The sequence below is a fragment of the Nostoc sp. genome, assembly GCF_036918015.1.
Lineage (GTDB): Bacteria > Cyanobacteriota > Cyanobacteriia > Cyanobacteriales > Nostocaceae > Nostoc.
In genome coordinates, this window is the sequence record NZ_JBALEO010000009.1 from 111,469 (window position 1) to 134,402 (window position 22,934).

A 22,934-nucleotide genomic window follows, 5' to 3' on the forward strand; every position below is an offset into this window, starting at 1 on the left:
AAATAACTCCAGGATTAAGCTTAGTGCAGATATGTAAAGTAGAGTCAAACCGTGAAAGTGGAAGCTCCATGACTCCTGAACAATTTCTTGAATTTGCCAGAGTTTTACCAGAACCTTTACTTCTGGTAAGTGGAGAGGGCCAGTTGTTAGCGACGAATCAACCAGTAGCAGATATGCTGGGGTTACGCCGTCAAGAACTGCGGGGAAGAATGCTCTTGGAACTCGTAACTGAGTCTAGCAACGATATTGTAAAGTATTTACAAGCTTGTTCAAGCAGTAGGGCAATGGTGATTGGCTCTTTGACTTTACGAATGAATGATGGAAAAACCTTAATATGTCGTAGTCAAGGAGCAGTTATTCAACCTTGGTCTCCTGAATCTTCAGCTTTAATTCTCTTACGCTTGGAAAATAGAGTTTTAGCCAGTAGTAATTTCGTTCTGTTGAACGAAAAAATTGATGAGTTAGCCAAAGAAGTTCAGAGACGAAAACAAGCAGAGGAAGCGCTTAAGAAAGCGAATCAAGAGCTAGAAATTCGGGTCGAGGAACGTACAACTGCTTTACAAGACACACTAAATGAACTACAGCTTACCCAAACTCAGCTTATCCAAGCTGAGAAAATGTCTAGTTTAGGTCAGATGGTCGCTGGTATTGCTCATGAAATTAATAACCCCGTGAGTTTTATTTATGGGAACCTTCACCACGCCCATAAATACACTCAAGATTTACTGAAATTGGTGGAAGTTTATCAACAAGCTTTTCCAAATACTCCTCCAGAAATCCAACAGCAAGTAGAAGAAATAGATTTAGATTTTTTGATTCAAGATATAACCAAACTCTTCCAGTCAATGCAAGTGGGAGCAGAACGCATTCAGGAAATTGTTAAATCACTACGTAATTTTTCCAGGCTGGATGAAGCAGAACTTAAGCAAGTCAATATTCATGAAGGAATTGATAGTACTTTAATGATTTTGGAGCATCGCTTGCAAGCTAGGCATGAGTACCCAGAAATCACAGTCATCAAAAAATATAGTCAACTGCCAAATGTAACTTGCTATCCTGGTCAACTCAATCAAGTGTTTATGAATATTATTGCTAATGCGATTGATGCATTGGAACCATCGGCGCTCAACAGTCAGTATTCAGAAGTAAATATACAAAAAACTGAAAGTCAAAAACTGATAAATAATAATCCCCAAATTCAAATTAAAACTGAGCTAATCGATGAAAAATGGATAGCGGTTAGTATTGCTGATAATGGTTTGGGGATAAATGAACAAGTTCGCTCAAAGCTATTCGATCCATTTTTTACCACTAAAACTGTGGGCAAAGGTACTGGATTAGGGCTATATATAAGCTATCAGATTATAGTTGAAAAACATAACGGGCAACTTAATTGTTTTTCTGTTCCAGGAAAAGGTGCAGAATTTGTAATTAAGATACCTATTAACTCAGTATCATAAAATTTAACTTAAAAGATATGACAAAGCCTGTCTGCTAATTAGCAAACAGGCTTTGTCTTTGAGGACAAAGTATGGTTGAGACTCGGTTATATCTTGGCGGTAGAATCAACTGAGGGTTGAGACTGACTAACCGAATCTAATTTTGGTAAAAGCAGGAGATTTTGTGCTTTTACATTACTGTTGATTGTTGCTTGCAAAAATGGGGTATGGGAAACGGAATTGTTAGCCAATGTAAACAGTGGATTTGACAAAATCCCTGCTACGGTAGTGGCAATTAATGTTACCACCAACCCAACCTGCAAAGGTCTTAGCCCAGGCAAATCCCAACGCACTTGTGGATAATTCTTCACGGCGTCGGACATTTCATGGGGTTCTTTGACTACCATCATCTTAACTACGCGAATGTAGTAGTAGATGGAGACGACGCTGGTAACTAAGCCCAACAAAACTAACCAATAAAGTCCTGCCTGCCAACCAGCCCAGAATAAGTAAATTTTGCCGAAGAACCCAGCTAATGGTGGAATACCACCCAAGGAAAGCAGGGAGATACTCAACGCCAGCGTTAGGAGTGGGTCTTTTTGATATAAACCAGAGTATTCGGCAATCTGGTCGGTTCCCGTGCGTAGTGAGAATAGGATGATGCAGGTAAAGCCGCACAGGTTCATGAACAGGTAAACCAGTAGGTAGAATATCATACTGGCATATCCTGCTTGTGTACCAGCAATCAAGCCAATCATCACAAACCCAGCTTGGGCAATGGATGAATAAGCTAGCATCCGTTTCATGCTGGTTTGAGCTAGGGCGACTACGTTACCCAAGATCATGCTGAGAACGGCTAGAGCTGTGAAGACAAACCTCCACTCGTCAGCAACAAGGGGGAAGGCTGTTGTCAGCAAGCGGATGGCTAGGGCAAACCCAGCTGCTTTGGAACCGACAGATAAAAAGGCGATGACTGGGGTGGGAGCGCCTTCGTAAACGTCTGGTGTCCACTGGTGGAAGGGTGCGGCGGAGATTTTGAAGCCAATCCCGGCGATCGCAAAAACCAGGGCAATCACTAAACCTAAAGATTGTCCCACTTTCGCTGTGGCAATGCCATTTGCGATCGCACTAAGTTCGGTTTGTCCTCCAGATAGTCCATACAGCAGGGATACACCGTACAAAAATATTGCTGTACTGGAAGCTCCAATTAACAAGTATTTCAGCGCCGCTTCGTTAGAGCGGGGATCACGCTTGGTATAACCTGTCAACAAGTAAGAGGAGATACTCAGGGTTTCTAGGGAGATGAAAATCATCACCAACTCACTAGCCCCAGATAAAAACATCCCTCCTAAAGTAGCACTCAGCAAAATAGCGATGAATTCGGCTAAAGCAGTGCCACTCTGCTCAACGTAGCGAATTGACATCAGTATAGTGGCGATCGCAGACAAGGCAATAATACCGCGAAAGACAATACTCAGGTCATCACTGTTAAAGCTACCGGTAAAACCGATGGGATTAGGAGAGTCCCATTGAAAATATAGGGCGATAATCGAAGCAAATAAACCTGCGATCGCTAGATATCCAATCCAGCGTGCCGATGTACGCCCCAAAATCAAATCAACAATCAAAACCCCCAAGAGGGTGAGAATAACAATCCCCTCTGGTAAAATCGTTCCAGCGTTTAGCTGGGATGCAATATTAGCAAAATCCATGAGATGTATAGGTTTTGGCGATTAGACATTAAGGCTAACTCTGTTCACTCTAGCAAGTTTTCTAATCCCCGGACTAGCTCTTTTAACAAGAGCTTAACAGCTTGGATGCAGATGGCGATTGCACCAACCTTACTACTTTACCAGCAGCTTTCTCAGTATCCAGGGATTCACTTAACAACTTTCCTACTTCGTTTTTCAGGCGTGACTTTTAGCGAATATCATCAATAATTATGCTGCAACCAGTGCAATAGTTACGTACAAAAAGCTTATAAAATTAATAAGGGCACAGCATTGCTGTGCCCCAAGAATATTCATAACTCCTAACTTTATTAAAAACCGACTGATGGCAGCTTGCCTTGTAGCGACTGAAATTTAGACTGAACACAGTTGGCACAATTGCAACCAACTCGATCAATTATCGGATTAGATGTTTGAATCAAGTTTGGTGTTGCCAGATCGGGAATTTGTTGTGTAGATACTACCGTCATAATTTGGGTAGCGTATAAAGATTTCAGGCTAGATGCGTTTGCTGGATTGACTACCAGCAGCATGGATACCAGAAATGCGGGACAGGCGAGTAAAATCAGTTTGACAATTTTCATAATTCACACAAAGATAGCTTTGCTGATACAGCATAGCTAATAAATTGTCCTGCTTCAATTTTAATTACCAAGTATTGCTTAACTACGCCCGAATCCTTGACCCCGCAAAACCTTTGACCATACAAGTAATTCGCCCTGTTCACCGCCTGCGGCCAATAACTTGCCTTGGGGATGCCAAGCGAGGGTGGAAAATCCTGCTGAGACACCTGTGATAATTTGGGATACTTCCTTGGCTTTGTTCCACAAACATAACCAACCGTCAGCCGCCGCAGAAGCGAGAAGGAAGCTTTTAGGTGCAAAGGCGATCGCATTGATCACACCCACATGATTTGTTAAAACTCGTGCTTCCCAACCTAAAGTATCATCCTCTAACTTTTCCCAAACTACAATACCTTCAACGCTAGAAGATGCCAGTATTGGCGCACCCACTTTAGTCATAGCTTCTGACCATGCCAATTGGCGAATTTTACCAGGGAAGCCACGCATTACCCAAGGATCGGGGTTGTTCCATTCCAAAACGGTGACGCTACGATCCATGTTGCCAGAAGCCAGAAATTTGCCATCGGGCGACCAAGCCATAGCTAAACTGACAGTAGTCATATCTAAGCTGTATGGTTCTTCATCCCAGTTTTGACTATGCCAAATCTTCACTCCTTTATAACCACTAATGGCTAAGTATTCCCCGTCAATGCGCCAATCTATACCCAATACTGAAGAGTTGTCGAAATTCAGTGTCACGACAATTTCACGAGTATCTGCATCCCAAACTTGGACGTAACGCCCTAAACTAAAAGCCAGTTGGTTACTGGTATAATTCCAAGCTAGCTTGTCAACCCATGCAGGGGCATTTTCTAACGTGGCGATTAATTCAGTGTCGCGCCAAATTTTCACCTGTCCATCTTGTCCACCAACGGCTAAAAATTTGCCATCAGGCGAAAAGGCGAGACAGTCTACTGATTTACCGTTAACAGTTTGTAAGCTTGTGAGTTCGCCATCATTCCACAAAACTACTTCCCCGGCGGCGGAAGTTGCTGCTAAAGTTTTACCTTGTGGCGACCAAGCGATCGCAGTTACATAATCTGAAAGTGTGCCGGAATAGTGTTGTTCAAATTCCTTAGATTTGCTGGTTGTGGTGTTCATATTTTCTATAGGAGTGAGGAGTTAGGAGTTAGGAGTTAGGAATTTTTAACTCATCACTCATAACTCCTAACCCGCTTTTTAAGCTAGACAAGCGAGAAAATCTTGCTTGAGTTGGACTGCATCAAGGTTACGACCGATGAAGACTAGTTCGTTTTTGGGGGTTTCACTTGCTTTCCAGGGGCGATCGGGTTTGCCATCGAATATCATGTGTACTCCTTGGAATACAAATCTATTCTCTTCTCCAGCAATATTTAAAATGCCTTTCATCCGAAAGATATCTGGGCCTTGGGTACGCAGTAACTCGGAAATCCAAGCGTTTAATTTTTCTCCATCGACTGCACCTGCTTCTACTAAAGCCACAGAAAAGACACTTTCATCGTGTACGTGGGCATCTTCGCCTAAAAAATCTGGATCAATTTCTAATGCACGATCTAAATCAAAGGCTTTTACACCCAACAAAGCATCCATTCCTAGTTCAGAATTTTGGGTACGGTAGATTTTAGCGATCGCATTCATCGCCCGAATCCGTTTTTCTAATTCATCCAACTCTTCTGGCGCTACCAAATCTGTTTTATTAAGTAAAATTACATCCGCAAAGGCAATCTGTTCTTGTGCTTCGTCTGCATCCCAGTGCTGCCAAATATGCTTCGCATCTACGACTGTCACCACTGCATCTAGAGACAGTTGGCTTTGCAAATCTTCATCAACAAAAAATGTCTGAATCACTGGTGCAGGATCGGCTAATCCAGTTGTTTCAATTACTAAATGGTCAAATTTATCGCGCCGCTTCATCAAATTGCCAATGATGCGAATTAAATCGCCGCGCACTGTACAACAGATACAGCCATTATTCATTTCAAAAATTTCTTCATCTGCATCGATAATCAATTGATTATCAATACCCACTTCCCCAAATTCATTGACAATCACAGCAACTTTTTTGCCGTGTTCGTAGGTGAGGATGTGATTGAGTAGAGTCGTTTTACCTGCTCCCAAATAGCCTGTAAGAACAGTAACGGGAACTGAATTGTTGATTACGTCAGCCACCATACTCTAAATTCCTCTTGTCTCACCTTATGGATAATCATTATCGCCCATGATAAATCTTTTTATATTTTTGTGCTAACTTGCTGTTATTTTAGGTTTCAGCAAAATAATCACATAATTTCATCACGAAATATTTTATTTTATGTATAGGAATCCTATTTGATTTTTGAAAAGAGTACGAGATCATACGGTTGAGTGTACAAGTGTAAAAGTAGACTCTGATAAACCAGCATCTACACAAACTGCAATACTAAGGGCGGAAGTGGCAACTAGTTTATTCGACACCTATCTTTGATTTTGACACTCTTGGAATGTACAAAGTTTTTTCAAAAATAAAATAGTAGTGCTGTAGCTTAACTAAAAGAGGAAAAAATGCTAAAACCTAAAACTTACGCTCAAAAATACGCTCAAGAATTGCTTGTAAAATGGTTGAGAAATGAAGCTGAATCGGCAGGAGACGATAGTTACGTCGAAAGTAGTCTATTACCACCAATTACTTGGCGTGTAAATAGAGGTGAACCGTTTTGGGGTATTTTCCCAGACTACCCAATTACAACAGAAGGTGACGGATGCAATGGTGTTGTATGGGATGAATACCGTTCAAATAACCAACTAACAAGACTAGATGGAATCCCGTCTTTAAAGGAACTGTGGGAATTTGGATTAAAACTGGAAACGGTTTTTGATATTGCGATTCAGCATAAAGGACATATAAAAAACGCTATTTTCTTAGATGAAGTCCCTGAACACGCTAAAAAATTCTTTAAATCTAACAGCAACTTTGAAGTAGTAATAGTCAAATCTAACGATGTCTTAAATCAGCCTTTAACACCTTGGGAAAACAATTCAATACCAATTGAAGTTTTTAAATAAGTACCTGCTTAATCAGAAAATTATCCTTTGATGCAGTGTGGTAGTTTTAAGAAAACACTGTCTGAACTGCCACAAGGTTTTATACTGGTGATCGCACCAAGGTGCAAAATCATTTTGCATTTTGGTGCGAGGATTTAATTTTCTGAAGATAACAAAAAATCTTGAACTGCTTCTAAAACAACTGCTGGGTATTCTTCATGCAATCCCAGAGAACCAGGAATAACAACGCTTCTCACTCCTGGTAAGGCTACTAAAGCGTTCATTTCTTCTCGTGATTTGGGAGGGCTAGATTCCCCAATTACTACCATGAGCGGTACGGTTAAAGACTGCACAAGTTTCAGAAAATCTGATTGTTCGTGTACAGCATCGAGATTACCAGTTACAAAGGCAGCAGATGCAAATCGCGCTCCTGGTTGTTGAGTCGTGTACCACTTCTTCTCAATGAAACTGGGTGTAATATTAGCTGCGTCAGTAAAGACATGACGGCGGTACATAAAACTTAAGAAAGATTGGGTAGTGTTGAGTTTGTAGAGAGCTTGGCCAAGTATAGGCGATCGCACCAATTCTCTCACAAAGCCAGCTATCTGTTGACTTGCTCCCATTGTCGGTAAAGGGCCACGCCAAGTAGGAGCTAACAATACAATCCGTGAAAAAGTAGCAGGTTGTTTCACAGCTAATTGTAAAACATAACTAGCAGCATGACCAGCCGCCACCACAGTAACAGAAGTATTAAAAACAGCTTTGACAAAATCTTCCAGAAATTGCTGATATATTTCCGGTCGATAATTCAAATTAGGGCGAGAAGATTCACCAAATCCAGGCCAGTCTAAGGCTACAACTTGAAAATTGGGAGCTAATAACTTGGCAAGTTCGCCGACTTCCAAACGCGTCGAAACACTGCTGAAAGATGGTAGTAGCAATAGCGGTGAACCTTTACCGAGGGTTTCATAAACAACGCGCAATTGCTGATTTTCAAAATTCCAGAGATATTCTTGAACTACTCCACCAAAGCCAATAGCAGCAGGGGTAGATAATAGATTGGTTGACATGAGACTAAATTTATTATTCGGAGTTAGGAGTTAGGAGTTAGGAGTTAGGAGTTAGGAGTTAGGAGTTAGGAGTTAGGAGTTAGGAGTAAAGCAGGGCTATTTCATTTTCATCTAGTCCGCTTGGGACTGCCTATGCAGCCGTAGATTAGCCACTGTCAGCCCTATTTACTGGCTATTAACCAGCGTCCGATCTTAGATTTGAAAAGTCGTGTTTTTTGAGTCGTTCAATCTCGATGAAGATCATGAGCTTATCACCATCGTGCCAATCCCAGGCTAATTCCTCATCCGAATTAGCTGTAAATAACGAAATCCACTCTGCTCCCGGAGTTGGATCGTATGCAAGGGTACAATGCGATGGATATCCGAGAAGATAGTCATTACTCTGGTGTAAAGCATTCCGAAGATCGCCATAAGATGCACATAGCTCATCTGTCTGAAATGGCCACTCGTCAACTTGATATTCGTCAAATGGGAGATCGAATGTCTGTCTAAATGTGATTGTGCAGCTAGAGCCTCTTGCAACCGAATCAGGCGGTACAGTAGGAACAAGTTTTGTTATGTCACTAAAGAATTCTGCATGAATATAGCCCGGATCTCCCCAAAAAAGCTCGTTTTCACAATCAGGATCGTCAGCTACGAAAAGGCTCAATAGTCCACGCTCAGGCAAACCAGCATTAACTTGTGGAATTTCTGCAAAGTTAAACTGGCCAAGGAAGCGGTAAAGTCCTAGATGGTGAGTTGGCCACTCGAACCTTTCTGGCAAATCAGGCGATCCACCATAATGACTTCCAGCTAAGTTAATACCAGAGTCAGATCGCATAATTTCTATCGCGGGGCGGAGAACACGACATAAATAGTCTTGGTGTAATGCTATCGGTGTTCGCTCAAACATCTGCAAGAAGTTTGTTACGTCCATCTTTATTCAATCAGTTCTGGAATTGTCCAGATAATAGCTCAGGTCAGCCACAAATATCCTAAATCTCCTAGTCAGCTTCGTGGCAAGCTTCATCTTTACACAAGACTTTGACAAAATAAGTTATGAAGCCTTGATGCATCGAGTACAACATACAAATGTTTTTGCTGAGGTAGAACCATAATTATTTGCATTTATCTGTTTAGCTAGGCAAATCTAACTTACATTCCAATGCTTTTTTTTGCATGGTTTTAAAAATGTTGTAAAACCCATTCGCACGGGAAGGTGTCAGGCTAACATTTAAACCTGTTTCTTGAATAAAATCTGGAGTAAGTTGGACAATCTCAGTTGGCGTTAGTCCATGTAATCCTTCAACCAGAAGCCCTACTAATCCTTTGGTTAACTGAGAATCGGAATCGCCCTGAAATACAACCTTACCGTCATCCAAGGCTGCGGTGATAAAAACTTGAGACACGCAACCAGGAACTTTATTTTCGGGTAATTTCTCAGCTTCTGGGAACTCATTGAGCTTCTGAGCATACCAGATTAGCTGTTCGTAGCGTCGCTTCGGTTCGGAAGCGCGTTGAAAGCGCTGGACAATTTTAGCGAGCGCAGGTGGCAAAGAATCTAGAGTTGAGGACATAAACAGAAGCTGAAAACGATCGGTATCTCTTTGAGTGTAGATTATCTTTAGAGCGATGCCTACGGCCAGCTACGCCTACGCGCCTCCGGTTCGCTTGGCATTATCAAGCTTGCCATTACTGACTATAATTTATCAAATCCAGATAATTACTGCGATCGCATTGATAAAGATCAGGTTTTTTATGTGTGTAATCAGGGGGTAATGAGCAATCGAACAGAAAGTTACGCTAAGGCTGTAACCCTTACTGGATAAGCATTATATCAATCAATATTTTTGGCACTTCTCAATGTACCAATTAAGCTATTATAAGCACTGCTGCAATTTTTTGTTTTCACGCCGTCTGCCATGATTGTTTTATATAACAAATCATGGCAGACTAGTATTTTAAAAAATATTTGCAACTAAGAAGCGTTGCATTAGACGAGACTTAGTATCCCAGTGGGACCTAAGACAAAAGCATAATTTCCAGGAGCGTTGACGGTAGTTTTATTTAGTTGAATACCAGCTGTGTTCAAATCTCCATCAAACCTAACATCAGCTATTATTGCTTGGTCTGTAAAGACTATTGAATTACCGGGTTTTAGTTGAAGGTCTTGCGAAATTGTATTACCAAAGCTTAAATCAAAATAGAGCGGAGAAGAAGTCCCATTGTATATGTCAAGTGAATTTTTCGATCCGTTTGGATTGGGATTGGGTGTGAGTGTTGGGTTGGCTGTGAGTGCAAAGGGTCCAGGGTTGGCTCCACCGCTAATAACTTGAGAGGTCTCGTTATCTAACTTTTTGATTAAACCTAGAGCTTCTAAATCTGTTTTATTGTCTGAACTAAATTGCGAGTGTTGAGAATTCATACCTAATACTCCAATTAAATGCAATATCCAATGCTAGGGATATATTTATTCATCCCATATTGTTTAGTACAATGCATTTTCTGATTTATGCACTCAATAGAAACATATCCCCACACCCCTCCCATTTGTCACAAGTTAAAAATAAGTGAATTTTGTCAATACATCTTTGAGCATAAATTTGTAGGGGATTGCGGTAGGGTTAGTGAGTGCGATCGCCCTCTAACACGGTATCACTACTCATTTGACTCCAATCACAAAAACTTAATTTTATTTTTTTATCAGCAAGCTTTAACCATAAGTCTACAGAAACTATAGGTGCATCAATATATACTTTTTTATTACGTAAGTATAATGAATTCGTGAAACTTATGTCTCGTTTGATTTGATTAAAATCCAGATAAATTTTATTGAGGTTGGGCGGTTTGCACGCTCCTAACTGCTAACTCTCAGGTACGCTTTAGTGTGACTAGTGGCGATGCGATACCTACGGCGGGCTGCGCCTACGTACCTACAAAATTAGCTGCAAGTTCATTAAACTAAGCAGCTAGATAATTATCAACAATTAAAAATTAAAAATCAAAAAAATTCTGATTTTTAATTTTTAATTTCTCTCCCTTGAGGATTAATTCGTAGTTTGTGCAGCTAGCATCTGCTTCAGCTTTTCTAATTCCGAAGCCCAACGAGGATCTGGACGAATAGCGTCCGAATCGGTGGTTGTAGTGCTGGTTTCGCGAGAACCTCCGCCACCGCTGCCACGACGAGGCTTCTTAGAGCTTTTCTCACGACGGCTACCTTCTCTGTTCGGGCTAGGAGTCGGGGTACTATTACTAGTACTAGCAAGAGTAACTGGTTTAGGAGCTTGCTCGTCGCCCTCTTCACCCTTTGTCCGAGGTAATGCCTTCTCTAGCTTAATGGGAGTGTCTTTGAACATCTGACCATTATACTTTTCAATAATTTCGTCAGCTTGTTCGTCATTGTTGACTGTAAGAAAACCGAAACCACGGCATTTGCCAGTTTTGCGGTCTTTAATTAATTTAGTAGTTACAGCATCACCTTCTGCTGCAAAAACGGCTTGCAGATCTTGACGATCTATTTCATCTTTAGGCAAATTACCTATATATAGGCGAACGGACATGAACTATACCTCCAGAGTTGAATGAACATGGCAAGGCAAGAAAACAATCACTTAGCTTTGGCTTTTAAATAGATGCTATTGACCAAGACTGCCATAAACCAATTTTTTTGCTAGAAACTGTCAACCTATACAACAATACAGTTTTTCGTCGGGATCAAGCTTGTTTAATCCAAAGGCTCACACTATGGTGAGCTAATAACACCTTAATTCTAAGAATTGTAAATTTAATAGCCTATTGCCTGCTAAAGTACACGCTTTCTTCTATGCCCTTTTTCGCAGAATCAAATACCATTCCTTACATTACCACGGTATTTTCTACGTAGCTAGTTTAGCGCATATCTTTTCGGCATTAGTATTACTGCATCGTAACATAAAACACATTTTTTTATTCAAGTGAGCATATTTTGAAACAAAAACCAGCCACTGGCTGGTTAATTTACTGCTGTGTTGGGAGGATAAAAAGGTATAGAGAGGGGAAAAAGCACCTAAATTTATAACTAAGCGGTGATACTGAGTTATGTCGGTTGCTATTGTTTGTGTAAATAAATGTAACACTTGTTAAGAAAACCTGCAACTTTTGTTTACATTCCGATTTGTCCTTTGTCTTTTGCTAATGACTAATGACCAATGACCAATGACCAATGACCAATGACCAATGACCAATGACCAATGACTAATGACCAATGACTAACCAGTTAGAAAGACGTATGCGCCCCAAGCCTGTGCTGCAACAGCTAAAAAAGTAGACCAAATGGGATGAGGGCTATGAATGGTTTTACCACTTTGAGTTTCTAGGGTTTGGATATCGATCCAAGGTGTTGCTCCTCGGCGAAACCAACCTGTGACGATAATTTGCCGCCCGATTAGATCCTGGTGATTGACTGACTGTCCTAGCCAAGAAATGTGGTGTAATTTCACCAAACCTGCGCTGGATTGCAAGATTAAATCTTGCGCTAGGGTGTTACTAGTGCCTTGACGACCTAATAATTTACCCACAAGACGCACGCTGACGCTATCAATAGGTAAGGCAGAAGGGTCAGCTAACAGGTTGGGTAAGCTGTCGTCAGTTTGCACAGTGGCAGGTTTAATATCGGGGAAGAAAGAATTAATCCGCATCACAGTACCGATGCTAAAGCCAATCAGAAGGCAGCCTGTAATGAAAGACCAATCTTCATATATCCACTTTAGATTTAAAAACTTGAGTGTGAATGCTAGTTGCCAGGTTAGCCAAACTAAAGCTGCAAACAGAACCCCTAAAGGAATTCCCAACCAGGGAGCGACTTGTAATAGAAAAGACTGACGCTTAACTTTTGATGGTTCGCTAGCAAAATGTAGTTCGGTGTCTAGATGCCAGTGACGAGCTATTTGGCAGAGGCGTTCGATGCGATCGCCCATTAAAGGATGGCTATTATTAATGGTAAACCATCGGCGATAGGGATTGGCAGTATCCCACTTCAAAAAGGATTCAAAAGATAAATTACTGGCAATAGTGCCCAAAGATAAACTCTGTTGGTAGCTGACTGGTGTTAAAAGATTTAAGCTTTCTAGTTGCCAACTGGTGTGTTCTTGTTTTTGGATATCAGCGGCAATGCCAATGGCAATTTTGAGTAAGGCACGAATCAGGGCATTGGGATTACCAGTAATTTCAGCGGCGACGCGATCGCTATAATAAAGCCGCAACCGCGACAACCACAATGCAGTTCCAGTCAGCAAACACCAAATTCCATAAATCAGACTCGCCAGAATTGTTACTGGCCAGCGCCAAATTTTCGCTGATATTTTGTCTCCCAACTCCGACACTTGCTGATATAGCTTATTAGTTGGTAGTGTCACCAGCAGCAACAAAGACATTACAGCAAAATCCCAGTGAGCAATATGTCCTAGTTGCGTGGCGTAAATAACGGCGATTTCATCATCTGCCAGCTGCTCTAATAGCCCTTGACTCACAACAATCCTGGCATTACGTGGTAAACTACCATAAGTCAGAATAATTGGTGCAGCCGTTGGTAAAATCCGCAGTTTGGGTAACGGCCAGTGCCGCTGTTGGCAACAACGTTGTAGCACCCGAACAGCTTCGCGGCTATGGGTATTCAATACATCTTTCGGAAATTCTCTCTGACCATACAAATTCGCCAGTAGCAGATCCAGCAACCAAGGTGATACTCCAATTAAAATCACCAATGCTACTAGCAACAGTTGAGTAGGATCTTGGTATAAAAACTGTATCGGCTCCAGATAAGGTAGTTTAACTAAAGTCTGGTTGATTAATCCCAATGCTAACTTGAGGATTTCTCGGATCACCCAAAACAGAGCGATAAATGTTCCGGCGGACAGTAGCCGCAAGGGAATTAATTTTGGTTTACGTAGTGGTTGCCATGCTCTGGCGCGTTGTGCTTGTCGCCAGTAAATAACACCGAATAATTTGGCTTGGGTGCGAGTAACAGAACCCATGAAGCCACTTAGGGATGCAGCCAGTGGTGGTGGCGGTGTCGCTAATGTAGCTTTGAGTCTAGCTAGTGGCACCATCGGCGGGATATCGTCGCTTTTGGTTTCTATTACTCGATCGTCGTTTGGCTTTTCCTCTGATGTGGGAGTTTCCGGGGGAGTAACTGGGGTTGAATCTGGTGTTGAATCTGGCGTTGAATTCTCAAAAGCAACAAATCCAGTTTCGACTTTTTTTGATTCTTGCTCGGTTTTTTTACGTTTTGTCAGGTGTTCGAGAGCGCGTGTTGCCCACTCTTGAACTTGCGGATTGTTACTCTCAATGAGATTCTGGGAAATAGCGATCGCTTTGGGAACTTCGCCAGTGCGAGCATAAGCCATCACTAAACCAACCTGAGCTTGTAAGCTAGCAGTCCCATTATTTTGGCTGCTAGCAATAGGTTCTAGTTGGGCGATCGCTGTTTGGTAATTTCCCTGCTTGAGGGCAACTAAACCAGCCTCCAAAGACGGTTTGGCATGTGAAGGCATACAAATTCTGGCACTCCAATCTCTTCTAAATGATCCACGTTTGTGCAAAAGCGCGAACCTCGGATGCCGTGGAAATCAACCGCGCTCAAGTTTTGTTTGTCAAGTGAACGATAAAGGCTGAATTCAGAAGTCAGGAGTCAGGAGTCAGAATTCAGTTAGCTCTTTTGTAGGACTAATTCTGAATTCTGGATTCTGAATTCTGTATTCTTCTTCACTCCTCCACTGGTTGTTGACTAGAAAATACTGGAGCGATCGCGCTTAATTTTAACTCTGGATGGTCGCCCAGTAACTGTTGACAATTCCATTCATTGCGGAATAGCAACACTGGTCGTCCCATACTGTCTTTAACTGTAGTGGTATTGAATATTCGTCCCACTTTTTCTAATGCTTCCCAACCACCCTCAACCCAACGGGCGACACTGTAGGGCAATAAATCTAATATGGTTTCTACACCATACTCATTTTGTAAGCGAAACTGTACTACCTCGAATTGCAACTGACCCACCGCCGCCAAAATTGGATCGCGCTTGGCTTCATCAGTTGAATACATAATTTGCACAGCACCTTCTTCTCGCAATTCCGCAACGCCTTTTTGGAATTGTTTAGACTTCGAGGGGTTGGGATTCCTCAAAGATGCGAACAGTTCCGGCGAGAAATACGGAATCCCCTCATATTCGAGCTTTTGTCCCGTGTAAATTGTATCCCCGATCGCAAAAACACCGGGATTATTCAAACCGATCACATCGCCAGGATAAGCCACATCAATCGATTCTCGCTCTTGAGCAAAGAGTTTTTGCGGGCGAGATAGACGGATGAGTTTACCAATGCGAGCGTGATTCACCATCATATCTTTTTCAAACTTACCAGTGCAAACCCGGATAAATGCGACGCGATCGCGGTGTTTCGGGTCCATATTCGCTTGCAGTTTAAAGACAAACCCCGAAAACTCTGGGTATGTAGGGGGAACTTCGCCAACACTGCTGATATGAGAACCGGGTTTGAGGGCATAGTCGAGGAAATACTTGAGGAATAACTCTACCCCAAAGTTAGTCATGGCGCTACCAAAGAACACAGGCGTCATTTTGCCTTCGTGTATCAGCGGTAAATCTAGCTCTGGCCCAACTCCTTCTAACAGTTCTAGATCGTTTTTCAGTTGGTAGTACAGGCTTTGTTCTAGCTGTTCTTCAATTCTCGGATCGCCTAATTCCACTATTGTATCGCGGGCTTCTCGGCTACCGTGGGCGCTGCGTTCAAACAAGTGTATTTGTTGCTTGTGTCGGTCAAAAACACCTTTAAAGCGATCGCCCATACCAATCGGCCAGTTGACTGCATAAGTTTGCAATCCCAATTCTTGCTCAATTTCATCCAACAGTTCCAGAGGTTCCCTTCCGGGGCGATCGAGCTTGTTGATAAATGTAAAAATCGGGATACCGCGCAACTTACATACTTCAAACAATTTGCGCGTTTGGGGTTCCAAACCTTTTGCCGCATCAATCAGCATCACGGCATTATCGGCGGCAGCAAGGGTACGATAAGTATCTTCACTGAAGTCTTGGTGTCCGGGAGTGTCTAATAAATTGATTTGACAATTCCGGTATTCAAATTGCAACACTGTGGAGGTAATGGAAATACCCCGTTGTTGCTCCATCGCCATCCAGTCAGAAGTTGCTTTACGCTGTGCCCGTCGCGCCTTAACTGCCCCAGCTTCGTGAATCGCACCCCCGTACAGGAGTAGCTTTTCAGTTAGTGTAGTTTTACCTGCATCGGGGTGAGATATAATCGCAAAGTTGCGGCGAAGTTCAACTGCTTGAATAAGTTCAGACTGAAGTTCAGTAGACATAAATGTATTTGTTTGTTAGCTAGCTTAATTTTTTTTGACTCTGGCAAGTCTTTTAATCTTAAGACAACGATGCTCATGATAGGGTCGTAGTGTAATCAACAATCTGACTAAATAGGAGAAAGCAATGTACGACACAGACAAGCGAAAGCTTCTATCTGCCTTGTCTCATGGAGCGATTTTTTTCAGCACAACATTGGTATCTGTCGGTGTACCTATCGCCATACTGCTTGTATCTGACGATCCTGTTGTTAAAGAAAACGCCAAAGAATCCATCAATTTCCACTTTAATGTCTGGCTTTACGGAGGAATTCTGGGAGCATTGTTTTTTATATTCGGTTGGTTAGTATTACCTCTATTATTGCTGGGGCCACTAGCCGGTCTGGGATATCTATTACACTGGGGATTAACAATTTGGGCGCTCATTGGAGTTTTCAGCAATCCTGATATACCCTTCCGTTATCCCTATATTTTTCGAGTTTTTTAACACAAATTTATGGGATTAGGCATAGAGCATTGGTAATTGTCAGTTCTTTACTACCAAGCACAACATTTCATTAAACTTAGTAGCAAATTCTTTGCGTGCCTCTGCGTTTACCTTTGCGCCACTTTGCGTTTAAATTTTTGAATTTTGAATTTCTTCATAATGTTGTTTTTTTTCCAGTCCGTCGGATAGGTGCAACCAAGCTGTAGAATACAAAATTGCCCCACAACTTGATTAAGAGTAGGGCAAAGGCAGTTAAGCACTGTTTGTAGTCTGTCTGACGGCAGGAAAATTTTAGCCTGCTTCTGTGACGCTTTGTTTTGTGTCTATTTGGGTTGTTTTTCTTCATAAAATTTTATGTTTCCTACACATCGCCCCCGTCGTCTGCGTACTCATCCTCAACTGCGTCGGATGGTTCGTGAAACTGTTTTAACAACAAGTGATTTAATCTACCCATTATTTGCTGTACCGGGTGAGGGAATCGCTAATGAGGTGAAATCGATGCCCGGAGTCTACCAACTTTCGGTAGATAAAATTGTTGAAGAAGCAAAAGAAGTTTACGACTTAGGAATTCCTTCTATTATTCTATTTGGTATTCCAGCTGATAAAGATGTGGATGCGACTGGCGCTTGGCATGATTGCGGAATTGTCCAAAAAGCGGCGACGGCGGTAAAAGCAGCAGTGCCAGATTTGGTTGTAATTGCTGATACTTGTTTATGTGAATATACCAGTCACGGTCATTGTGGTTATTTACAAACTGGTGATTTAACAGGACGAGTTTTAAATGACCCAACTCTGGAATTGTTGAAGAAAACAGCGGTTTCTCAAGCAAAAGCTGGTGCTGATATTATCGCGCCTTCGGGAATGATGGATGGTTTTGTACAGGCAATTCGTCAGGGCTTGGATGAAGCAGGATTTCAAGATACGCCGATTTTATCTTATGCTGCTAAGTATGCTTCGGGTTATTATGGCCCATTTCGGGATGCAGCAGACTCGACACCACAATTTGGGGACAGAAGAACTTACCAAATGGACCCAGGTAACGCCCGCGAAGCGATTAAAGAGATTGAATTAGATATCGCTGAAGGTGCTGATATGCTCATGGTTAAGCCAGCCTTGGCATACATGGATATTATTTGGCGCGTCAAGGAAGCAAGTAACTTGCCAGTTGCAGCTTACAATGTTTCTGGTGAGTATGCGATGGTGAAAGCTGCGGCTCTCAATGGTTGGATTGATGAAGAGCGGGTGGTTATGGAAACTTTAACTGGGTTTAAACGCGCTGGTGCAGATTTGATTTTGACTTATCATGCCAAAGATGCGGCGCGATGGTTAAAGTAGGCTAGGCATATTGAATACTAATTTAGTGGGAAATCTCACGCAGAGGCGCGAAGACGCAGAGTTGTGTTTTGGTGTTTGGGCGTGAGATTCTTTGTTTATGGCTAGTGCGATGTCTATGGCGGCTACGCCTAGACCAGCAATTATGACATGGTTATTAAGGTACCATTTTACTAGCTTGATGAACTTCTAATTATGAATTTGAGAAATAACGACTTAAAAAATCTTGCGGAGTTAAAATGGGAATTCCGTTAAATTCTATCAACACCAATAAATCTAAATCACCAGTAACAATTGCTTCGGCATTTGCCGCAACAGCCGCACCTCAAACTACAGTATCTTTTGGATCGCGTAATTGAGGAGCATCTACAGAGATAGTTGGACAAAACTCTAATACATCTTTTGTGGCATTAATAACATCTTCCAAATTTAAATTTAAAGACTGTATTTTGGACTGAAACTTTGGGCGACGTAAAGTAGTTTCTAGTTCCAGAAATAAAGCATCAGAAGCAAATATAGTTATTGTCTGTTCTTGTGCCAGTATCACAACTTTATCTGGCACTCCTCCCCACAGTAATGCTGAAATCCAAATATTGACATCAACTACAATCCTCATTTGTCAGTCCAAAGTTCTTGTCTAACTTCTTTGACTATTTGGCTGATTTCTTCAAGCGTTGGTTGATTTGGATCTGAACCAGCCTCTTTCACTCGCTGTCTTAATTCTTTTAGTGTTAATTGTTTATAAGTTTTTTTGAAAACTATCTCATTTTCTGTAATCGAGACTTCATATTCAGTAGAGGGCTGAAGCTGTGCTAACACTTCTGGAGGAATTTCTAGCTTTCCATCAGCCGTTACTTTGGCAATAATAGCTGTTTTCATAATTTTCATATTTGAGTCTGATTCAATTTTATCCTTTTATCCCTCTCCTAAGAAACAGTATTTGCTTGGGGCTGAGGAGAGGGATATCGCAGGAATTGCCTCAGCTTATAGTCCAATTGCATTAGGCGAACCTCAAAAGGCATTAGATTACTATAATCAAGGGCTATTGCTCGTGCGTCAAACGGGCGATCGCTTATCAAGCTCATAAAACCTCTAAAATCGAAATTAACTAGCTTTGATATAGTTATGGCAATCACTCGCTCTATGCTAGGGGCCGTTTATTTAAAAAACCTAAACTCTAACTAGTGCGATCGCTCACTGTATTTGCGACAGCAGCACGATAAAATTCTAAAACCATAATCGTACTAAAAGGTCTAAATGGCAGAAACACTATTCTTCAACGCCTTACGGGAAGCCATTGATGAAGAAATGGCGCGTGATTCCAGCGTATTCGTTCTCGGTGAAGATGTTGGACACTACGGCGGTTCCTATAAAGTTACCAAAGACCTGTACCAAAAATATGGCGAACTCCGCATTCTAGATACCCCCATCGCTGAAAATAGCTTTACTGGGATGGCTGTGGGAGCCGCAATGACTGGGTTACGTCCGATCATTGAAGGCATGAACATGGGCTTTTTACTGCTTGCCTTTAATCAAATATCCAACAACGCTGGGATGCTCCGCTATACTTCTGGCGGTAACTTTAAAATTCCAATGGTAATTCGCGGCCCTGGAGGTGTAGGACGGCAGCTAGGCGCAGAACATTCCCAACGACTAGAAACTTACTTCCAAGCTGTGCCAGGGTTGAAGATTGTTGCCTGCTCCACACCAAGAAACGCTAAAGGACTGCTGAAATCCGCTATCCGCGATGATAATCCAGTGTTGTTCTTTGAACACGTTTTGCTTTACAACTTGAAAGAAGATTTACCAGAAGAAGAATACTTGCTTCCCCTAGATAAAGCAGAAATTGTGCGTGAAGGGAAAGATGTAACCATTATTACTTACTCGCGGATGCGCCATCATGTGCTGCAAGCGGTAAAAACTCTTGAAAAACAAGGATACGATCCAGAAGTTATCGATTTAATATCCCTCAAACCATTAGATTTTGATACCATTGGTGCATCAATACGTAAAACCCATAAAGTCATTGTTGTGGAAGAATCGATGCGCACTGCGGGTATTGGAGCAGAAGTCATCGCCTCAATAAACGATCGCTTATTCGATGAATTGGATGCGCCAGTACTCCGCCTTTCTTCCCAAGATATTCCCACACCTTACAACGGTAATCTGGAACGGCTAACAATCATCCAACCAGAGCAAATCGTAGAAGCTGTGGAAAAAATGGTGGCGTTGCGAGTCTAAAAGTTAGGAGTTAAAAGTTAGGAGTGAGGAGTTAAGAATTCAATATTGAATTTACAACTCCTAACTTCTAACTCTCAACTACTAACTCCTAACTCTCAACTACTAACTCATAACTCCTCAAAAGAACGCTATTATAGCGTTTGTCAGTTGCGAGTTATGGTATGCAAAGACAGCGATCGCTATTAGTTTTGATTTTAGTCCTGATAATCGCCGCTATTACGGTGATTGCCACAATTCCGATACCTCTTGGGCTGGACTTGCGCGGAGGTTCACAGCTCACAATTCAGGTGAAACCATCAGCGGATATTCCCAAAATCACCGAACGAGAATTAGAAGGTGTGAAGAAAGTTGTCGAAGGCCGGATTAATGGTTTAGGTGTTTCTGAACCAGTAATCCAAACAGTCGGCGCAGATAAAATATTGGTGCAACTACCAGGAGTCAACGATCCAGAACAAGCTGAACGGGTGCTAGGGGGTACAGCACAGTTAGAATTTCGTACCCAAAAGGCGAATACAGAAACTCAACTGCTTGCTTTTCAAGCATCAAGAGCCGAATTGAAATTTAAGCAAGAAGAATTAAGAAAGAGTACCGACAAAGCGGCAATTGTCAAGAATCAAGAAGACTTACAAAAAAATAATCAAGCGATCGCAGAATTGTTTGAAAGCACTGATCCACCGCTAATTGGCAAATACCTCAAGGATGCCTATGGTGAACCCACTCAAGGTAACAACTGGAATGTTGCTATTCGCTTCGACCAAAAGGGTGGTGAACTGTTTGCCAATTTGACGAAAAATCTCGCCGGTACTGGGCGTAGCATTGGTGTTTTTCTGGACAATGAACTAATCAGCGCTCCCACCGTAGGTATAGAATTTGCCGCTACTGGTATTACTGGTGGTTCTGCCGTGATTACAGGACGTTTTACCGCCCAACAAGCCAATGACTTAGGCGTGCAGTTACGCGGTGGCGCATTACCCGTACCTGTAGAAATCGCAGAAAGGCGGACAGTCGGGGCAACTTTGGGTAAAGATAGCATTCAAAGTAGTATTTATGCTGGAGTCGGTGGTTTGACTTTAGTATTAATATTCATGGTGGTTTACTATCGACTACCAGGATTGATTGCGGATGTATCACTAGTGATCTACTCCCTCTTAACTTGGGCAACCTTTGCTTTGTTGGGCGTTACCCTGACTTTGCCAGGAATTGCTGGTTTTATTCTCAGTATTGGGATGGCAGTTGATGCCAATGTGCTAATTTTTGAACGGACGCGGGAAGAATTGCGGGCGGGTAAATCTTTGTATCGTTCCGTGGAATCTGGTTTCTATCGGGCATTTTCTAGTATTTTAGATAGCAACGTCACTACATGGATTGCTTGCGCTGCCCTGTTTTGGCTGGGGTCTGGTTTAGTCAAAGGCTTTGCTCTAACCTTAGCTTTGGGGGTAGCTGTGAGTATGTTTACCGCAATTACCTGTAGTCGGACATTGCTATTTTTGGCAATTTCAATTCACTCCTTGCGCAAGACAGAACTTTTCTGTCCAAACCTGCCAGCATCAAATAAGGCAGAGGTGACTCCATGAAACTAAGTATTAATAAATCGCGATCGCTTTGGTGGAGTATTTCTGCTGCTATCATCATCGCCGGTATCATCTCAATGGTGATTTCTTGGCAACAACCCAGTATTCGTTCCCCCTTACGCCCCGGTTTAGATTTTATCGGTGGTACGCGGTTGCAGTTTGTCCGAGATTGCACCAAACCCGGTAACTGCGATAAACCAATTGATATCAATGCTGTTCGGGAAGTAGCAAAAGCACAGGGACTAGGTGATAGCAGTATCCAACTTGTCTCAGAAAATGGTGTAGAAAATGGTGTACTAATTCGGTCAAAAGATTTGGGTGTCGATCAGCGTACCAAATTACAAAACGCTTTGAGCGAAGAAATCGGCGTTTTTGACCCACAAAAGAACCAGATTGACTCCGTTGGCCCCACATTAGGAAAAGAACTGTTTACATCTGGGATGTTAGCTCTGATAGTTTCCTTCATCGGTATTACTATCTACATGAGCTTCCGCTTCCAGTTAGATTATGCTGTGTTTGCGATCGTTGCCCTATTCCACGATATCTTGATCACAGTTGGGGCTTTTTCATTTTTGGGTTTGGTGGCGGGCATCGAAGTAGATAGCCTGTTTATCGTTGCCTTACTTACGATCACAGGTTTCTCTGTCAACGACACAGTGGTAATTTACGATCGCATTCGGGAAACCCTTAAAATCCATCCCGACCAGCCGATTGCCGAAATTGTAGATGATGCGGTTAACCAAACATTGACAAGATCCATCAACACTACCTTAACCGTATTACTGACATTATCTGCAATCTTTCTATTTGGCGGGGAAACACTGAAATACTTTTCCCTTGCTTTGATTGTTGGCTTCACAATGGGAGCTTATTCGAGTATTTTCATCGCCAGTACTCTTCTAACTTGGTGGCGAGAGCGTAAAGGGGAATCTCAGGTGTTAGACAACCCTGATTCGATTGATACATCTCCCAGTTCCCAGGATAGTTAAACTTGTGTATATTTCACAATTGGGTGAAAGCATTTTGAATTGCTCACCCACGCCTTGCAATTTTATAAGAAGAATTCAGAACTCAGGAGCGCAGCCGGAGACGCTC

At 42.1% G+C, this 22,934-nt stretch carries 21 protein-coding genes; 8 read left to right on the forward strand and 13 right to left on the reverse strand.

Annotated elements, in window-relative coordinates; genetic code table 11:
• The first annotated feature begins 68 nt into the window (after nucleotides 1-68).
• Entirely contained in the window at nucleotides 69-1,460 is a 1,392-nt protein-coding gene (locus V7K61_RS02035) for an ATP-binding protein (protein ID WP_335050490.1), read from the forward strand.
• Nucleotides 1,461-1,546: 86 nt separating this feature from the next.
• Here the strand turns inward: V7K61_RS02035 and V7K61_RS02040 are convergent, their stop codons facing one another.
• The 4 genes from V7K61_RS02040 to V7K61_RS02055 form a co-directional block, all read right to left on the reverse strand.
• The gene (locus tag V7K61_RS02040) at nucleotides 1,547-3,151 is read right to left on the reverse strand and encodes an NAD(P)H-quinone oxidoreductase subunit N (protein WP_335050492.1); all 1,605 of its coding nucleotides are present in this window, start codon (nucleotides 3,149-3,151) and stop codon (nucleotides 1,547-1,549) included.
• Nucleotides 3,152-3,480: 329 nt separating this feature from the next.
• A complete protein-coding gene (locus V7K61_RS02045) occupies nucleotides 3,481-3,753 on the reverse strand; it encodes a hypothetical protein (protein WP_335050494.1) in 273 nt (90 codons plus the stop codon).
• Between the two features lie 78 nt (nucleotides 3,754-3,831).
• Nucleotides 3,832-4,893 carry a WD40 repeat domain-containing protein gene (locus V7K61_RS02050; protein WP_335050496.1) on the reverse strand — a complete coding sequence of 354 codons (1,062 nt, stop codon included), beginning with the start codon at nucleotides 4,891-4,893 and terminating at the stop codon, nucleotides 3,832-3,834.
• Nucleotides 4,894-4,971: 78 nt separating this feature from the next.
• Entirely contained in the window at nucleotides 4,972-5,943 is a 972-nt protein-coding gene (locus V7K61_RS02055) for a CobW family GTP-binding protein (RefSeq protein WP_292810706.1), read from the reverse strand.
• Nucleotides 5,944-6,312: 369 nt separating this feature from the next.
• Between V7K61_RS02055 and V7K61_RS02060 the strand changes: the two genes are divergently transcribed.
• Nucleotides 6,313-6,813 (forward strand): hypothetical protein, encoded by a 501-nt coding sequence (locus V7K61_RS02060; protein ID WP_335050498.1) that lies wholly within the window; start codon nucleotides 6,313-6,315, stop codon nucleotides 6,811-6,813.
• 134 nt (nucleotides 6,814-6,947) lie between these two features.
• Here the strand turns inward: V7K61_RS02060 and V7K61_RS02065 are convergent, their stop codons facing one another.
• The 7 genes from V7K61_RS02065 to prfC all read right to left on the reverse strand — a co-directional run bounded on the left by V7K61_RS02065 (nucleotide 6,948) and on the right by prfC (nucleotide 16,211).
• Nucleotides 6,948-7,862 carry an alpha/beta fold hydrolase gene (locus tag V7K61_RS02065; protein ID WP_335050500.1) on the reverse strand — a complete coding sequence of 305 codons (915 nt, stop codon included), beginning with the start codon at nucleotides 7,860-7,862 and terminating at the stop codon, nucleotides 6,948-6,950.
• Between the two features lie 175 nt (nucleotides 7,863-8,037).
• Nucleotides 8,038-8,778 (reverse strand): DUF1963 domain-containing protein, encoded by a 741-nt coding sequence (locus V7K61_RS02070; RefSeq protein ID WP_335050502.1) that lies wholly within the window; start codon nucleotides 8,776-8,778, stop codon nucleotides 8,038-8,040.
• 199 nt (nucleotides 8,779-8,977) lie between these two features.
• Nucleotides 8,978-9,418, reverse strand: coding sequence for a SufE family protein (locus V7K61_RS02075; RefSeq protein WP_335050504.1), 441 nt, complete (start codon nucleotides 9,416-9,418; stop codon nucleotides 8,978-8,980).
• A gap of 416 nt (nucleotides 9,419-9,834) precedes the next feature.
• On the reverse strand, nucleotides 9,835-10,266 hold the full coding sequence (locus V7K61_RS02080; protein ID WP_335050506.1) for a hypothetical protein: 432 nt from the start codon (nucleotides 10,264-10,266) through the stop codon (nucleotides 9,835-9,837).
• Nucleotides 10,267-10,888: 622 nt separating this feature from the next.
• A complete protein-coding gene (locus V7K61_RS02085) occupies nucleotides 10,889-11,401 on the reverse strand; it encodes an RNA recognition motif domain-containing protein (RefSeq protein WP_335050508.1) in 513 nt (170 codons plus the stop codon).
• A 687-nt stretch (nucleotides 11,402-12,088) separates the two neighbouring features.
• The gene (locus V7K61_RS02090; protein WP_335050510.1) at nucleotides 12,089-14,371 is read right to left on the reverse strand and encodes a M48 family metalloprotease; all 2,283 of its coding nucleotides are present in this window, start codon (nucleotides 14,369-14,371) and stop codon (nucleotides 12,089-12,091) included.
• A gap of 211 nt (nucleotides 14,372-14,582) precedes the next feature.
• A complete protein-coding gene (prfC, locus tag V7K61_RS02095) occupies nucleotides 14,583-16,211 on the reverse strand; it encodes a peptide chain release factor 3 (protein WP_335050512.1) in 1,629 nt (542 codons plus the stop codon).
• Between the two features lie 124 nt (nucleotides 16,212-16,335).
• Here prfC and V7K61_RS02100 point away from each other — a divergent pair, with 124 nt between their 5' ends.
• Nucleotides 16,336-16,695: a DUF4870 domain-containing protein gene (locus V7K61_RS02100; protein WP_335050514.1), complete on the forward strand. Its 360-nt coding sequence runs from the start codon at nucleotides 16,336-16,338 to the stop codon at nucleotides 16,693-16,695.
• Between the two features lie 354 nt (nucleotides 16,696-17,049).
• Complete coding sequence (hemB, locus tag V7K61_RS02105; protein ID WP_099100363.1) at nucleotides 17,050-18,030, forward strand: porphobilinogen synthase; 981 nt, start codon at nucleotides 17,050-17,052, stop codon at nucleotides 18,028-18,030.
• A 322-nt stretch (nucleotides 18,031-18,352) separates the two neighbouring features.
• Here the strand turns inward: hemB and V7K61_RS02110 are convergent, their stop codons facing one another.
• Both V7K61_RS02110 and V7K61_RS02115 read right to left on the reverse strand, forming a co-directional pair.
• The gene (locus V7K61_RS02110; RefSeq protein WP_335050517.1) at nucleotides 18,353-18,643 is read right to left on the reverse strand and encodes a putative toxin-antitoxin system toxin component, PIN family; all 291 of its coding nucleotides are present in this window, start codon (nucleotides 18,641-18,643) and stop codon (nucleotides 18,353-18,355) included.
• Complete coding sequence (locus tag V7K61_RS02115) at nucleotides 18,640-18,906, reverse strand: hypothetical protein (protein WP_335050519.1); 267 nt, start codon at nucleotides 18,904-18,906, stop codon at nucleotides 18,640-18,642. The genes V7K61_RS02110 and V7K61_RS02115 overlap by 4 nt, the downstream gene beginning before the upstream one ends.
• Before the next feature lie 61 nt (nucleotides 18,907-18,967).
• On the opposite strand from V7K61_RS02115, the gene V7K61_RS02120 reads away from it, so the two are divergent.
• The 4 genes from V7K61_RS02120 (at nucleotide 18,968) to secF (ending at nucleotide 22,828) form a co-directional block, all read left to right on the forward strand.
• Nucleotides 18,968-19,114 (forward strand): hypothetical protein, encoded by a 147-nt coding sequence (locus V7K61_RS02120; RefSeq protein WP_335050521.1) that lies wholly within the window; start codon nucleotides 18,968-18,970, stop codon nucleotides 19,112-19,114.
• 170 nt (nucleotides 19,115-19,284) lie between these two features.
• Entirely contained in the window at nucleotides 19,285-20,268 is a 984-nt protein-coding gene (locus tag V7K61_RS02125; protein ID WP_099100369.1) for an alpha-ketoacid dehydrogenase subunit beta, read from the forward strand.
• 161 nt (nucleotides 20,269-20,429) lie between these two features.
• Nucleotides 20,430-21,842: a protein translocase subunit SecD gene (gene secD / locus V7K61_RS02130; protein WP_335050715.1), complete on the forward strand. Its 1,413-nt coding sequence runs from the start codon at nucleotides 20,430-20,432 to the stop codon at nucleotides 21,840-21,842.
• The gene (gene secF, locus V7K61_RS02135) at nucleotides 21,839-22,828 is read left to right on the forward strand and encodes a protein translocase subunit SecF (RefSeq protein WP_335050523.1); all 990 of its coding nucleotides are present in this window, start codon (nucleotides 21,839-21,841) and stop codon (nucleotides 22,826-22,828) included. Before secD ends, secF begins: the two co-directional genes overlap by 4 nt.
• Nucleotides 22,829-22,934 lie beyond the last annotated feature (106 nt).